The sequence below is a fragment of the Flavobacterium sp. LAR06 genome (assembly GCF_041946075.1).
In the GTDB taxonomy this organism is placed as follows: Bacteria; Bacteroidota; Bacteroidia; order Flavobacteriales; family Flavobacteriaceae; genus Flavobacterium.
In genome coordinates, this window is the sequence record NZ_JAUTYT010000010.1 from 1 (window position 1) to 15121 (window position 15121).

A 15121-nucleotide genomic window follows, 5' to 3' on the forward strand; every position below is an offset into this window, starting at 1 on the left:
TCGAACCCCCGGACCTGTTACAGTCAACAGTTTTCAAGACTGCCGCATTCGACCGCTCTGCCATTTCTCCAGTATGTTGCGATCATTTGCTGATTGCGAGTGCAAATATAAGGGGTTTTTTCGATTGTAAAAATTTTTTTGGAACTATTTTACAAAGAAAATAATATAGTAAAAAAAAAGAAACCCTTAACAAAAGTTAAGGGTTTCAAGTTCAGCGGAGAAAGAGGGATTCGAACCCCCGGACCTGTTACAGTCAACAGTTTTCAAGACTGCCGCATTCGACCGCTCTGCCATTTCTCCAGTATGTCGCCATCATTTGCTGATTGCGAGTGCAAATATAGTGCGCTTTTCCGATTATAAAAACTTTTTCATTGATTTTTTCAACTTAATTTTCAAGTATCTAATAATCAGTATTTACTAAAAGGATATTTTTGTGTTAAATAATATAATTAATCCAAAATAGGCATTGGTTTCTTGTTTTCATCGATTGCAACAAACGAAAAAGTTCCTGAAACTACGGTTTCACGAAGCTCGGAATACATTTGTTCCATGAAAATATCCACATGAATTTTGCAACTTGTTCTTCCAACGCTAATCACTTTTGCAACTAATTCGATTAAAGTTCCTGCCGGAATTGCTTTTTTAAAGTCAATTTGGCCTGTAGAAATGGTTACCATTTTCTTTCGGCTGAATCTTGTAGCGCAGATAAAAGCAACTTCGTCCATCAAATGAAGCGCAGTTCCTCCAAATAAGGTGTCATAATGATTCGTCGTACTCGGAAAAACCGCCTTGAATATATGAGTCTCAGATTTTGAAATTCTCTCTTCTAATGTACCCATATTAGTAGTTTACGTATTCAGTAATTTCAAGACCGTAGCCAATCATTCCGACACGTTTTGTTTGTTCAGTATTGGATACTAATCTAATTTTAGAAATATCGATATCATGTAAGATTTGAGCACCAATTCCGTAGTCTTTACTGTCAATGATTACTTTTGGAGCCTTCATTGTACCCCCTGCCTGTAATGATTTAAGTTCAGAGATACGGCTTAATAAGTTTACTGCCTGCATATCCTGATTAATAAAAATTACAGCACCTTTTCCGTTTTCATTAATAACTTTAAACATACCGTCTAATTGTTGTTCGGCGTTGTTGGTTAGAGTTCCTAATAAATCATTATTTACCTGAGAGGAGTGGATTCTGGTTAAGATTGGCTCTCCAAGATTCCATGTTCCTTTAGTTAAGGCGATATGAATTTGTTTATTGGTAGTTTGCTCGTAAGCTCTTAGTCTGAAAGTTCCAAAACGGGTTTCGATATCAAAATCTTCTTTTTTAACGATCAAACTGTCGTGCTGCATTCTATAGGCAACTAAGTCTTCAATTGAAACTAATTTTAAATTGAATTTCTTTGCCACTTTTACCAATTCAGGTAAGCGAGACATAGTTCCGTCTTCATTTAAAATTTCGCAAATAACACCGGCAGATTTAAATCCTGCTAATCTTGCGAAATCAATTGCAGCTTCTGTATGACCAGTTCTTCTTAAAACACCACCTTGTTTTGCGATTAAAGGGAAAATGTGCCCTGGGCGCGCTAAATCATGTGGTTTTGTATTGCCATCAACTAGAGCCTGTACTGTTTTAGATCGGTCTGCTGCTGAGATTCCTGTTGTAACACCATGGCCTTTTAAATCAACAGAAACGGTAAAAGCAGTTTCCATGTGATCAGTGTTATTGCTTACCATGGCGCGTAAATCAAGTTCCTTGCAACGGCTTTCCGTAAGTGGTGTACAGATTAACCCGCGTCCGTGAGTAGCCATAAAGTTGATCATTTCCGGAGTTGCTTTTTCGGCCGCCGCCAGGAAATCACCTTCGTTTTCGCGATCTTCATCATCGACTACAATGATTACTTTACCTTGACGAATATCTTCTATAGCTTCTTCAATGGTATTCAGTTGTATTTTTGTTGACATAATTATTATGGTTTTTGAGCAGGAGTAAACCGTTCAGAAATTTTTTGAAATAGTTGTGAAATCGGAGTTGTAATCGCATCAAAGTTTATTAAGCCGTTGTCGTTTGTAGCACGATACGTCAATAAAATAGCTAATGGAAGTAATATAAAGGAAGACATCCATGATCCCATAAAGGGAGTCATTCCGCCTTCCTGTGAAAGCCTTTTTCCAAAAGTATTGATGAAATGAAAAGTAATAAAAATTAATACCGCAAAGACAATAGGTAAGCCCAGTCCACCTTTACGAATAATAGCACCTAATGGAGCACCAATGAAAAACATTAAAAAGCAGGCAAAAGCAATCACAAACTTTTCGTATAAAGCAGTTGAGTGTTTGTTGATATCTCTTTGTTTGTCTTTTAGTTCTTTTTGAGTAGCTTCTATGGAATAAATGTTACTGGTAACGTTGCTGGTCGCCATTTTAAGTATGTCCAGCTTTTGTTTATTGTCATAAAGAGATAAAAGATCGTTAGGTAACGATTTTTTCTTTTTAGGGTTTTTTATTACTACTGGAGGTTGTTTTTTAAATCCAACACGCTGATTTATATTTTCTGAAAAGGATAAAATTTCATTGTCCAGGTTTTTATTTAAAGAGTCTAATGTATAACGAAGTTCGCTTACGTTCAGCATTCCGTTGGTACTGCTGATTTCCTGATTATCATCAACTTTATTAAGTTCCGATAAATCAATATTAATGATTTGCTTTTTGAAAGAGGCTTTTACAAATGGCAATTTAGCACGATCCTCATATTTTTTCGGCGTGACGTCCTGATAGTAATATCCATCATTTAAAACGAGTTTTAAAATACTGGATTTCTCATTACTGATCAGTTTACCATTTTTAGCTTTGATAACGGTTTTATTTTCTCCAACGTTATTCGCTTTTTCGTGAATCGTAACTCCGGTAAGGATGTTTCCGTTTTCTCCTGATTTCTTATTTACTTTAATGTTATAAGTTCCAACATCGTTAAACTGACCTTCTGCAATTGCCATGGCCGGTTTGGCCTGAGCAATGTTTTTTCGGAAATTAACAAATTTGTATTCAGCGAACGGAATCACATTATTGGCGAACCAAAAGGCTACAATACTCAAAACAAAAATAAATGCGATTAAAACACGCATTGCTCTTTGAAGGGATATTCCGGAAGATTTCATAGCAGCGAATTCATAATTCTCGGCCAAATTTCCGAAAGTCATAATGGATGCTAATAAAACTGATAGTGGTAATACTAACGGTATAATTCTCGGCATTGAAAAAAGAAGGAATTTTACAACCAATATCAAATCAAGGTCTTTACCTGCCAATTCAGAGATAAAAAGCCATACGGTTTGAAGTATGAATATAAAAAAAAGGATTACGAATACCGTGGTAAACGTAATCAGAAATGTTTTTAGTAAGTATTTGTCTAAAATTTTCAACCTTGGTTTAATCTAATTTGTTGATGTAGTATTTTGGATATTTGCTCGCTACAAAGGTAAATTGATTTTTTGATAAAGGCTGATTGGTTTTAAAAGAATTAACGGTTAAAGTGGTTTTTGTTCCATTTTTTCCAGTTTCAATCAAATTATAGATGTGTTTTGTTTGTACATCAATTCCTAAAAGAATCTCTTTTCTTTGATCCTTAGTGTTTGTTGGTGCTAATTTGATGTATTGAATTTTTCTTCCTTTAATATTTTGAACGATGTCCATATTGTATTTGTATCCGGAATTGAAAAAAGTCAACATTTTTGAAGGCGTGATCGCATTGTCATCTTTCTCATTAACTTTAGAGATAGTAACTTCTTCGTCTTCAGGGTTGATAGTGTAGCTTTTTTGCCCGTCAAATATCTTAGTAACACCCATAAAATTCAATACATATTGATTGCCTTTCATGATCACGTTTCCTTTGCTGTCCTGATTAATATTTTCTTTTGCGTTATTTAAAGAGTATTTAAAATCAATAGAAATATTATCGTAGCTTTTTATTTTTGCTGTTACCTGGTTCAATAAATCTTTGGCTTTTTTATCCTGTGCCTGAATAGAAGTGAAGCTCAAAAGCAATAAAATTGCCATTTGAAAACACTTTTTAGTCATGTTAGTGATAGAATTGTTGTTGATTTCCTGAATTTTCGTTTTCATGATGGGATTAATTTTGTTCATTGTTAAAAAATTGATCAAGAGCACTTAAGTCAGAAATGTTTACACTTCTTGCTTTACTGCCTTCAAACGGACCAACAATTCCAGCTGCTTCCAGCTGATCGATCAAACGACCGGCTCTGTTGTAACCCAATTTTAATTTTCTTTGCAGTAATGAAGCGGAACCTTGTTGTGCATTGACAATAATCTCTGCAGCTTCTCTAAATAAAGTATCTCTTTCGGAAATATCCATATCAAGATTGATGCCAGTTTCTTCTCCAACGAACTCTGGAAGCAAATAAGCCGTGGCGTACGCTTTTTGTGAACCAATGAAATCTGTAATTTTTTCAACCTCCGGAGTGTCAATGAAAGCACACTGAACACGAACGACATCATTTCCGTTTGTGTACAATAAATCTCCACGACCAATCAACTGATCCGCTCCTTGTGTGTCTAAAATTGTTCTTGAGTCAATTTTTGACGTTACCCTAAAAGCAATTCTCGCAGGGAAATTCGCTTTAATTAAACCTGTAATTACGTTAACCGATGGTCTCTGTGTCGCGATAATCAAGTGAATACCAATAGCACGCGCTAACTGTGCCAAACGCGCAATCGGAATTTCGACTTCTTTTCCTGCAGTCATAATCAAGTCGGCGAACTCATCGACAACCAATATAATATAAGGTAAGAAGCGATGTCCTGCTTCTGGATTTAATTTTCTGGCTTTAAATTTATCGTTGTATTCTTTAATATTACGAACCATCGCATCTTTCAATAGTGAATAACGATTATCCATTTCAACACAAAGAGAGTTTAAAGTGTTCACTACTTTGGCGTTGTCTGTAATAATGGCATCTTCAGTATCAGGAAGTTTGGCTAAATAATGTCTTTCAATTTTATTGAATAAGGTTAACTCTACTTTTTTCGGATCTACCAAAACGAATTTTACTTCGGCCGGATGTTTTTTGTATAAAAGAGAAGTTAGAACTGCATTCAATCCTACCGATTTTCCTTGTCCGGTAGCACCCGCCATCAAAAGGTGAGGCATTTTGGCTAAATCGACAACAAAAGTTTCGTTTGAAATTGTTTTTCCCAGAGCGATTGGTAACTCCATTTCAGCTTCCTGAAATTTAGCTGATCCAATAACGCTTTTCATTGAAACCATAGTTGGATTCTTGTTCGGAACCTCGATACCAATTGTTCCTTTTCCTGGAATTGGCGCAATAATACGAATTCCTAAAGCGGATAATGACAACGCAATATCATCTTCTAAACTCTTAATTTTAGAGATTCTGATTCCGGCTTCCGGTACAATTTCGTATAAAGTTACCGATGGACCAACGGTTGCTTTAATCTGTGCAATTTCAATTTTGTAGTTACGAAGTGTGTCTACAATTTTGTTTTTATTTTCTTCTAATTCTTCCTGATTGATTGTAATTCCGCCAGTCGAATATTCTTTTAATAAATCGATAGTTGGGAATTTATAATTCGATAAATCCAAAGTCGGGTCAAATAAACCAAAATCGGCAACCAGGCGAGAAGCCAGGTTTTCTTCGATAATATCTTCCTCTTCAGGTTTTTCAACAACAAATTCTTCAGTATGAACCGGAGCAGTTACTGTTGCTGGTTTGATATCCATTTGAACTGGTTTTATAACCGGATTTAAATCAATTTCTGATGAATTTGAAATGGTTGGTTTTAAAGCCTCTTTGTTGATTTCGAATTGAGTGTCTTCTGTTTTTAAATGAATATTGTCTAATTCAGGATCTTCTTCTTCAATAGCAAATTCTTCTAAATTGTAAGCACTTTCAGGTTGTTGCGGTGTTTTTAAAGCATCCAGTTCTGATTTGAATTCATTTTTAGTGGAATCAAAATAAGATTGAATTTTCTCCGGAGATAGCTTTATTTTGAAAATTAAATACACGATCAATCCAAAAAGCAAGGCCAATAAAGTTCCTGTTTTTCCTATGTAATCCTGTGAAAATAAATTCAGTTCGTACCCAATAGTTCCGCCTAATTCAGGTGCTGAAGTGGCGAAAAATCCAAATAAGACAGAAACAATAATAATGGCAAATAAATCCCAGAACCAAATGCTTTTCAGTCTTTTGGTTGACATTTCTAAGGCCAGAAATAATCCGGTTAAGAAAAATAAACGCACTAATATAAAAGAAGCAAGGCCAAAACCTCTGTATACAAGCAGATCAGCAAGAAAAGCTCCGAATTTTCCGAGCCAGTTTTGCACTTCTTCAGAGCGATCGCCAAGATGGCTTACCGCGCTTTGATCTGTTTGCCATTGTCCGTTGACATAAAAAGAAATAAATGCCACTAATAATGCAATAGAAAAGAGTACCAAAAGACAGCCTAAAACAAATTTTTGTTGTTTGGTTATCTTCCAAGATCTTTTATTCTCGGTGTTTGGTTCGTTTTTTTTATTTACAGTTTCTTTTTTGGTTGTTTTTGCCATTCTTGCGTTCCTTGCCTATATAAATTTGGGTAAATAAATAATTAAGCCTATTGCTATCGCTGTCATTGCAGCAAAAAATACTGCACCAGCCGCAATATCTTTAATAAATCCGATTCGTTTACTGTAATCAGGGTGAATAAAATCGGCAATTTTTTCAACTGCTGTATTCAATCCTTCAATGCCTAAAACTAAACCGATTGCCAGTGTTTGGCAAAGCCATTCTGTTTGTGAAATATGAAAGTAAAACCCGGCAATTGTCATTATGATTCCCAATGAAAATTGAACCATAATGCTATGCTCTGTTTTTATAAGTTTAACAGCTCCGTTAAAAGCATATGTCATGCTTTTTAACCGACCTGTTACAAAAGTATTGTCTTTTTCGAATGCCATTTAATGGATATTATAGTGCTGCTAAAGCTGCTTCGTAATTTGGTTCGTTTGCAATCTCTGCAACTTGTTCTGTGTGCAATACTTTTCCATCAGCATCAACCACAATGATTGCTCTTGAGTGTAAACCTGCCAATGGTCCATCAACAATTTCTAAACCGTTTGTTTTACCAAAATCTCCAGCCTGGAAATCAGATAAGTTTACTACATTTTCCAAACCTTCAGCACCACAAAAACGTTTTTGAGCGAATGGTAAATCTCTTGAAATACAAAGTACAGTTGTGTTTTCTAAATTGCTTGCATTTTCGTTGAATTTTCTAACAGAAGTTGCACAAGTTCCTGTATCAATACTTGGGAAAATGTTTAAAACTAATTTTTTACCAGCGAAGTTGCTTAGTGAAGCTACTGATAAATCGTTTTGTACTAATTTAAAATCAGCTAGTTGTGATCCAACTGTTGGTAATTCTCCTGAAGTATGAATAGGATTTCCGCCTAATGTTATTGAAGCCATGATATTTGTTTAAATTAATGAGGTTCAAAAGTAAGGATTAATATTTGAATCTAAAAGTATTTGTTATGGGTTGTGAGCACAATTAGGCGAGTTTTAAGAGTAACGGGAAAAGGGTGTGTTTTAGTATTTGATTGGGGTGAGAGGGCACGCGGATGACACGGATTTTGGCGGGTTTGGACTGTTTTTTTTTTTATTTGTTGTTTTGTGTTGAATAAAGGTTTGTTCGCATTTTTGTCATCCCGAGGAACGAGGGATCCCCGTAAGAAACTCCTCAATCTAAATCGCCAATCTAAATCGCCAATCTTTGTCGAACTACTTACGTGGATCCCTCGTTCGGGACGACATACTTTATGTTTACTATTTCTTTATTCTTTCCTCTTTGTTTTATTCTCTTTACTCTATGATCTTTTTCCGCTCGCCAAAATTATAATGATAGTTAATTTTGAATTTTAATAAACAATTAACCAAGAACTTCTAACACCTAACTTTTCCCCACAAAAAAAGCGTCTCTTATCCAGAAACGCTTCTTCAGTCCTATTTTTTTGTTTTTTCTTTGAAAGAGGCCGACTATTTGTCGATAGAACCTAAAACACGTTTCATGAACGCATTTAAAGCTTCTTTTTTATCTGTGCCCTGAACTACCATTTTATGTACTTCAAGCGCACCATACATGTTGGAGATCAATTCGCCAATTACATCTAATTCTTCATCTTTTAGAGACGGAATCTCAGTCATCGCTTCCAGAACTTCAATCGTTTCGATGATATAATCCTGGTCGTTTTCTTCGATAAATTGGGTCAATTGCTTTATTACGGGTAATTTCATTTTTTAGATTTTTAGATTACTTACGCAATTGCGTTTACCAAGTCGATTAAAACTTCTTGTTTGTTGGTTTGTGTTTCTCCAACCAATTGTCCGTTTACGAAAGTAGCGAAAGTAGGCAAGTTGCTTACATTGGCTAATTTTCTTGATTCCGGAGAATTTTCAGCATCAACCAAAACAAAAGTGATAGCTTCATTTTCTGTTGCTAATTTTTTGAATTTTGGTTTCATAATACGGCAATTTCCACACCATGAAGCTGAATATTGTACTACTACTTTTTCGTTTTTAGCAACTAAATCTGCTAACGTATCTTCGTTTAAGTCGATTAACATACCTTATAAATTTAAATTCCAAATTTTTTAAATCCAAATTCCAAATCTTGTGATTGAACGTAGAAATCTATTTTGAAATGTTATTTTTTGAAATGAAATTCCAGCTTTATAAATTCCAAATTCCAAATCTTACAATTGAAATTTAAAAGATTAAATATTGAAATGTTATTGATTTTTTTGAAATGAAATTTCCAATTTAGAAATTCCAAATCCCAAAATTGGAATTTGGAATTTCAAAAATTTGGAATTTATTTTTTCTTAGTTAGCACTCAAGTACTCAGCAGTACTCAATCTGTCTGCAGACATCGCTTCTTTACCAGCTTCCCAGTTTGCAGGACAAACTTCACCTTTAGTTTGAATGTGTGTGTAAGCGTCAACCATACGTAAGTACTCGTTTACGTTACGTCCTAATGGCATATCGTTAACACTTTCGTGGAAGATTTTTCCAGTTTCGTCAATTAAGTAAGTCGCTCTGTAAGTTACGTTTGAACCTTCGATGATAACTGAATCAGTTTCTTCGCTGTATTCTGTAGAATCGATATCTAAAATTCCTAAAATGTTAGATAAGTTACGGTTTGTATCCGCTAAGATTGGGTAAGTTACACCTTCGATTCCACCATTGTTTTTTGGAGTATTTAACCAGGCAAAGTGAACTTCGTTTGTGTCGCATGAAGCTCCAATTACGATAGTATTTCTTTTTTCAAATTCTGGTAATGCAGCTTGAAAGGCGTGTAATTCAGTTGGGCATACAAAAGTAAAATCTTTTGGGTACCAGAACAATAATACTTTTTTGTTGTTGTTTACTGCTTCTTCAAAAATGTTGATTTTTAAGTTATCACCCATTTCTGAGATAGCATCTACTGCAATACTTGGGAATTTTTTTCCTACTAAAGACATCTTATTCGTTTTAAAGTTAAAAATTTATTTGTGATGCAAAAGTAGGGTATAAGTAGAGTTACTTACAATAAGATGTAATTATAAAAATTTATTAAGTGATAGTATTTAGTTATGTCTGGCGGTAATGTTTTTGTAAGTTATTGAAGGTCAATGTTTACAGGAAGAATTCCATTGCAGGTTTTGTTTTCTAAAAATTGAATTCCTGCATTTTTTTGAAATTCTTCAAAATCCTGATACACCTGAATGAGTCCCGAAGCCTTAGAAAGATTCGGAATAATAGGTAAAACGTACGGATTTCCGAAAACATAAACGATACATTTTTTGGTTTGAAGCAGGTCTGAAAGCAATGCTAAAACTTCGTCATTAATTTCGAAATTGTTCATAGGTTTTGCCTTCGGAACAAATAAAGAAATTAGAATCGTTTCGAAATTATCCAACTCTTTTTTAATTATATCAATATCAGAAACTTCCAGGCTTTCAAAAGCAAATTCTGGCGACTTTAGTTTGGAATTTATAGTTTGGAAGAACGTATTTTCTACATTTTTATACAAACTCAATTTGGCGAATTGATTGTTTTTCTGCGCTTCAAAAGCCAATTCTGTATTGGAATTGTCAATGATTTTTGTAATGGAATCCTGAGCGATTTCTAAATTAAGTTCTGATGCTTTTTTGAAGTTTAATTCGCCTGAAGTAAAGTTGTCTTCAGATAAAATTCCAACTTTTTTCTTGGCTTTCATAATTCTGTTGAAACTTTCTTCGATTCTTTCCGGAGAAGCATTTTTAAGAATAGATTCAATTCCTTCCGGAACATTTTCAGCAAAACATAACACATCGTTTCCGGCGTTGAAGGCTTCCCATTCTAAATCGCCTTTTGTTTCGTACAATTTAGAAACACTGTGCATGTTTAAAGCATCAGAAATAACCAGACCATCGTAACCTAATTTTTCACGCAAAAGGGTCTGAATAACCGCTTTTGATAAAGTAGCCGAAGTATCTTTTCCGTCATTTAAACTTGGAACCGCCAAATGTCCAATCATAATCGAATCGACATTATTTTCGATTCCTTTGATGAAAGGATATAATTCGTTTTCTAATAATTCTTCTAAAGTTTCCTTTAAAACCGGCAATCCTAAATGCGAATCGACATTGGTATTTCCGTGTCCGGGAAAGTGTTTCAGGCAGCCTAAAACGCCAACTTCAGACATTCCATTCAAATATTCAACAGCAAAATGGGCTACTTTTCCTTTGTTTTCGCCAAAAGAACGATAACCAATAACCGGATTATTCGGATTGTTGTTGATGTCTGCCAGAGGCGATAAGTTATAATGAATTCCGGCTGCTTTTAAGTCTAAACCAATTTGTTTTCCAACTCCGTAAACCAAATTAGATTTGCTTTCCGGCAAAGCGCCAAGCGTAATCGCGTACGGATATTGCGGTGTTTTTTCGATGCGCATGGCTAAACCCCATTCGGCGTCTATGCTGATTAAAAGTGGGGTAGAAGCCGATTGTTGATAACGAACAATCAGTTCTTTTATTTTTTGATAACTGTCATCATTAAGCACCACTTTTTTCTTGCTTTCATAGTTCGTAGCCGCACTTGCACGGCTGTGAAAAAAAGTCAGTCCGCCGATATTGTGTTCTTTTATTAAACGTTCGGTTTCCTGAATATTTTCTTCGGTATCGTTGATGAAAACTGCGGGAAAAAAGAATTGTCCCACTTTTTGTCTTAATGCTTCAGCTGTCATTTTCATTATTATAAAGTCTTTTTCATGCAAACACTATTCTCCATAGCCTCGTAAGGCGGATAATTTGAAATGATAGTGTAATCTTGTTTTTGGTATAGATTAATAGCTTCCGGCTGTTTTTTTCCGGTTTCTAAAATCGTGTAATCATAACCTGTTTCTTTCGCCCAAATTTCCAGTTCCTTCAGAATGGCAGATGCAATTCCTTTTTTTCTGTAATCGGGATGAACGAACATACGTTTGATTTCGACTGTATCTGATTCTTTTTCCCTAAAAGCGCCACAGCCTGCAGGAACACCGTTTTCATAATAAACGATAGTATGTTTTATCTTATCTGTTTTATTAAACTGATTGTAAAAGGCGTGATCTTCTCCGTCTCTAATTGCTAAATCTTTATCTAACAAAGCAACGAGATTTATAAAATCAATATCGTCAGAGTTTGTTCTTTTGAGCGTAATCATGATAAATGCGTAAAAGTTTATGCTTTATTTCAATTTTGCTTTCTTTTGCTTAGCCAATTGTTTTTTGGTTTCAATTGCTTTTTCTAATCGGTTTTTGAAACGGAAAAGTTTCGGTAAACCTTCCAGTCGGTCTTCGAGTGTGATTTCTTCAAAAACAATGATAGCTTTTTCAAGAACCCGAATTTCGTTGTCAATATCATTTTGGTTTTTGTAGATCGTAGCTAACCGATCATAAGGATGATTTCCTTTAAAGCTTTCCGCGACATTTTCTTCATATACTTCAATTGCTTTTTCAAAATCTCCTGTTTTCTCGAACTCAGCTCCTTTTAGGTTGCGTTCGGCTTGTAGATTTTCGTTGAATTCCATATTTAAGATGTTTGATTTGGGGTTAAACTTCTTCCGATTTTTTCCCAAAATCTTTCGGGAAAATTAAAAAACGTGATAAAATAAGGCCTGGAATTGTAGCTAACAGCACCCATACAAAAAAGTTCTGATAGCCTAAAAATTGTTGTATATAACCGCTTAACATTCCAGGAAGCATCATTCCTAAAGCCATAAATCCGGTTGCAAGCGCGTAATGTGCTGTTTTTGATTCTCCTTCGGCAACATGTATTAAGAACATCATAAAGCCGGTAAATCCAAAACCGTATCCAAACTGTTCTAATATGACAGTGATGCAAGTATAAAGATTAAGTGGGGAATTTATTTCGAAAAAATAAAGGTTTATATGCAGATGGAAAATTTCTTCCGGCTGAAAATGAGCCAATCCAATAAAGCCAATGATTGGTAAATGCATAGCCAAAAACATAGGAAACATCCATTTGGTAAGCCCTTGTTTAGAGATCGCAATACCGCCCAAAATACCGCCAACTGTTAAAGCGAAAATTCCTAAAGTTCCGTAGATAATTCCAACAGCTTCAGTGTCTAATCCCATTCCGCCTATTTCTTTTTTGTCTAATAAAAAAGGACTTAGCATTTTAAGTAATTGTGATTCGCCTAAACGAAATAACAAAATAAAAGCCAATACTAAACCGATTTGTTTTTTCTTAAAGAAACTGATAAAGATAGTGGCGAAGTTTTGATGATGAACTTCTGCCGTATTTTCACTAGCATTGATTTCATTTTTTGGAGTAAAAACGAAATTATAAATGGTAATAACCGTCATTAACAAACCAACAGCAATCATCGTGTACGACCATGCTTTGGTATTATCTCCATATTTGTGTTCTAAATATCCGGCAAACAAAACGATTAATCCGTTTCCTGCTAAAAGTGAAAGTCGGTAAAAAGTACTTCTGATGCCGAGGAAAAACGATTGCTGTTCTTTTGGTAAAACCAATAAATAAAAACCATCGCTGGCAATATCATTAGAAGCCGAAGCAAAGGCCGCAACCCAAAATATCGCCAATGTCATGATGAAAAATCCACTAGCTGGAATGGTGAAACCGACCAACAGAAACGCAATCGAAATAAGCAATTGCATCGAAAGAAACCATTTTCTTTTGGTTCCGTTTAATTCAATAAACGGACTCCAAAGTGGTTTGATAACCCAGGGCAGATATAATAAACTGGTGTAAACTCCAATGTCTTCATTAGAGATTCCGAGATTTTTGTACATGATAACCGAAACGGAAATGATGACGGCGTAAGGCAATCCAGACGCAAAATTTAAAAGCGGAATCCAATACCAGGGTTTATTATCTGTTTTCATTTGGTTGGTTAGGGTAAGCTATTTTAAATGGCTTTTTTAAGTCAATAATAGTAGGTGTACTTTCGTTTGCAAAATAATCAATAAATGTTACAGCGCAAGCTTTATACGGATTCATTTTTGCAGCAGTAGCCGAAATTAAAATATCCCCGGTGTCCTGGCGTACTACCACTTTGTCGATGATTTGACGGGCATCATTAATATCGATTTTCGAAATATGATCTGCACCGTAAAGTACCATATAGCGCACTTTGGTATTCAACGGATCCTTAATAGTGAACCTGTATTTCAAACTGTCCTGTCCAAATTCAGTAACCACAGGTGTGTCAATAATGACATGTTTTAAATTGGGAACCGGAGCCGGAAGTGCAGGATATTTATATTGATTTTCTTCTAAAAGACGAACAATATCAAAATTTTTATCTGTAAACCATTTGGCACTGAAATAAGCACTTCCGCCTACTTTTTTGAAACTTCTGGCATAATCAATCTGGGTTGGAATTTCAGTTAAATAGTTCCAGCTTTTATCAGCATCGCCTCTGATTTTGTAGGAAGCGTGACCGATATAAAGGGCAGTATTATTAGAGTTTTCTGACCACCATTTTACCAATTTAGAATAAGAAGCTCTCGGATTATTCATGCTCCAATACAATTGCGGCATGATATAATCGATCCATTTTTGGTCCATCCATAAAACAGGATCAGCGTATAAATCGTCGTAGTTGGATGTCGATTGCGTTTCAGAACCTTTAGGGTCCTGTGATTTATTTCTCCAAACTCCAAACGGACTGATTCCGAATTGCACCCACGGTTTGCTGGCTTTTATAGTCGTAGAAATCGTGTGCACAAAATTACTCACATTCGCACGACGCCAATCGGCAAGGCTTAAGCCTGATCCGTATTTTTTGTATGAGGCGTTGTCGTTAAATGTTTTTCCGGGAACGGTGTAAGGGTAGAAGTAATCATCAAAATGAATCGCGTCGATGTCGTATTTATCAACAACTTCTTTTACGACTTTCGTTAAATGTTCCTGAACTTCAGGCAACGCAGGATCGTAATATATTTTTCCGGCGTATTCGATCATCCATTCCGGATGTTTGAAAATGTCGTGAGTTGGACTCAATTGCTGTTTGTTTAAATCGAAAGTCGCACGATACGGATTCAGCCAGGCGTGAAATTCGAAACCTCTGGTATGTGCTTCCTCAATCATCCAGGCCAATGCATCGTAATACGGATTGGGAGCCTGACCTTCCTTACCCGTTAAAAAACGGGACCAAGGCGCTAATTCTGAAGGATAAAAAGCATCTCCAACACTACGAATCTGAACAATTACGGCATTATAATTTAATTTTTTATACGCTTCTAATGTGGCAATGTAGTCTGCTTTTTCTTTGTTAACACCGTCCATGGCTGTTTTGGGCCAGTCGATATTGACGACGGTAGCGATCCACACCCCTCTAAATTCGTTTTTAGGATGTAGTAGTTTTTCCTGCGCGTTGGATGTCCATCCTAAGAAAAGTAAGAATATGATAGAGAATAGTAGTGGCTGATTTTTATGCATTGCAATCTTTTTTAACAGAAACCAAAAATAGTTTTTTTAGCTGATTATCGTAAATAATTAATAGATTATAATTTTAACGGTATTAATTTGAATTTCTTATGTGTGTTTTTT

Annotated in this window: 15 protein-coding genes and 1 tRNA gene; all 16 read right to left on the reverse strand. The window is 35.4% G+C overall.

The features are described 5' to 3' along the window. Positions 1 to 215: 215 nt before the first annotated feature. A tRNA-Ser gene (locus Q7C23_RS14785) sits at positions 216 to 300 on the reverse strand. A gap of 149 nt (positions 301 to 449) precedes the next feature. Beyond that, a complete protein-coding gene (locus Q7C23_RS14790; RefSeq protein WP_375033268.1) occupies positions 450 to 839 on the reverse strand; it encodes an acyl-CoA thioesterase in 390 nt (129 codons plus the stop codon). Position 840: 1 nt separating this feature from the next. Then, positions 841 to 1971, reverse strand: coding sequence for a 3,4-dihydroxy-2-butanone-4-phosphate synthase (ribB, locus tag Q7C23_RS14795; protein WP_375033269.1), 1131 nt, complete (start codon positions 1969 to 1971; stop codon positions 841 to 843). Positions 1972 to 1976: 5 nt separating this feature from the next. Next, positions 1977 to 3428: an LptF/LptG family permease gene (locus tag Q7C23_RS14800; RefSeq protein ID WP_375033270.1), complete on the reverse strand. Its 1452-nt coding sequence runs from the start codon at positions 3426 to 3428 to the stop codon at positions 1977 to 1979. A gap of 7 nt (positions 3429 to 3435) precedes the next feature. Then, on the reverse strand, positions 3436 to 4128 hold the full coding sequence (locus tag Q7C23_RS14805; protein ID WP_228519085.1) for an outer membrane lipoprotein carrier protein LolA: 693 nt from the start codon (positions 4126 to 4128) through the stop codon (positions 3436 to 3438). A gap of 7 nt (positions 4129 to 4135) precedes the next feature. Continuing rightward, the gene (locus Q7C23_RS14810) at positions 4136 to 6589 is read right to left on the reverse strand and encodes a DNA translocase FtsK (RefSeq protein ID WP_375033271.1); all 2454 of its coding nucleotides are present in this window, start codon (positions 6587 to 6589) and stop codon (positions 4136 to 4138) included. A 15-nt stretch (positions 6590 to 6604) separates the two neighbouring features. Next, complete coding sequence (locus tag Q7C23_RS14815) at positions 6605 to 6979, reverse strand: diacylglycerol kinase family protein (RefSeq protein ID WP_375033272.1); 375 nt, start codon at positions 6977 to 6979, stop codon at positions 6605 to 6607. A 10-nt stretch (positions 6980 to 6989) separates the two neighbouring features. Beyond that, the gene (gene tpx / locus Q7C23_RS14820; protein ID WP_375033273.1) at positions 6990 to 7487 is read right to left on the reverse strand and encodes a thiol peroxidase; all 498 of its coding nucleotides are present in this window, start codon (positions 7485 to 7487) and stop codon (positions 6990 to 6992) included. 567 nt (positions 7488 to 8054) lie between these two features. After that, on the reverse strand, positions 8055 to 8312 hold the full coding sequence (locus Q7C23_RS14825) for a DUF6952 family protein (protein WP_017495510.1): 258 nt from the start codon (positions 8310 to 8312) through the stop codon (positions 8055 to 8057). A gap of 20 nt (positions 8313 to 8332) precedes the next feature. Beyond that, positions 8333 to 8641, reverse strand: coding sequence for a co-chaperone YbbN (locus Q7C23_RS14830; protein WP_007805605.1), 309 nt, complete (start codon positions 8639 to 8641; stop codon positions 8333 to 8335). 258 nt (positions 8642 to 8899) lie between these two features. Then, positions 8900 to 9538 carry a peroxiredoxin gene (locus tag Q7C23_RS14835; protein WP_026985957.1) on the reverse strand — a complete coding sequence of 213 codons (639 nt, stop codon included), beginning with the start codon at positions 9536 to 9538 and terminating at the stop codon, positions 8900 to 8902. A 137-nt stretch (positions 9539 to 9675) separates the two neighbouring features. After that, positions 9676 to 11289, reverse strand: a complete 1614-nt coding sequence (locus Q7C23_RS14840; protein ID WP_375033274.1) for a glycoside hydrolase family 3 protein — start codon at positions 11287 to 11289, stop codon at positions 9676 to 9678. A gap of 2 nt (positions 11290 to 11291) precedes the next feature. Beyond that, positions 11292 to 11741, reverse strand: coding sequence for a GNAT family N-acetyltransferase (locus Q7C23_RS14845; RefSeq protein WP_375033275.1), 450 nt, complete (start codon positions 11739 to 11741; stop codon positions 11292 to 11294). A gap of 24 nt (positions 11742 to 11765) precedes the next feature. Beyond that, positions 11766 to 12107, reverse strand: a complete 342-nt coding sequence (locus Q7C23_RS14850) for a tetratricopeptide repeat protein (protein ID WP_056188821.1) — start codon at positions 12105 to 12107, stop codon at positions 11766 to 11768. Between the two features lie 22 nt (positions 12108 to 12129). Continuing rightward, a complete protein-coding gene (locus Q7C23_RS14855) occupies positions 12130 to 13452 on the reverse strand; it encodes an MFS transporter (protein WP_375033276.1) in 1323 nt (440 codons plus the stop codon). Then, positions 13439 to 15010 carry a glycoside hydrolase family 10 protein gene (locus Q7C23_RS14860; RefSeq protein ID WP_375033277.1) on the reverse strand — a complete coding sequence of 524 codons (1572 nt, stop codon included), beginning with the start codon at positions 15008 to 15010 and terminating at the stop codon, positions 13439 to 13441. Before Q7C23_RS14860 ends, Q7C23_RS14855 begins: the two co-directional genes overlap by 14 nt. Positions 15011 to 15121 lie beyond the last annotated feature (111 nt).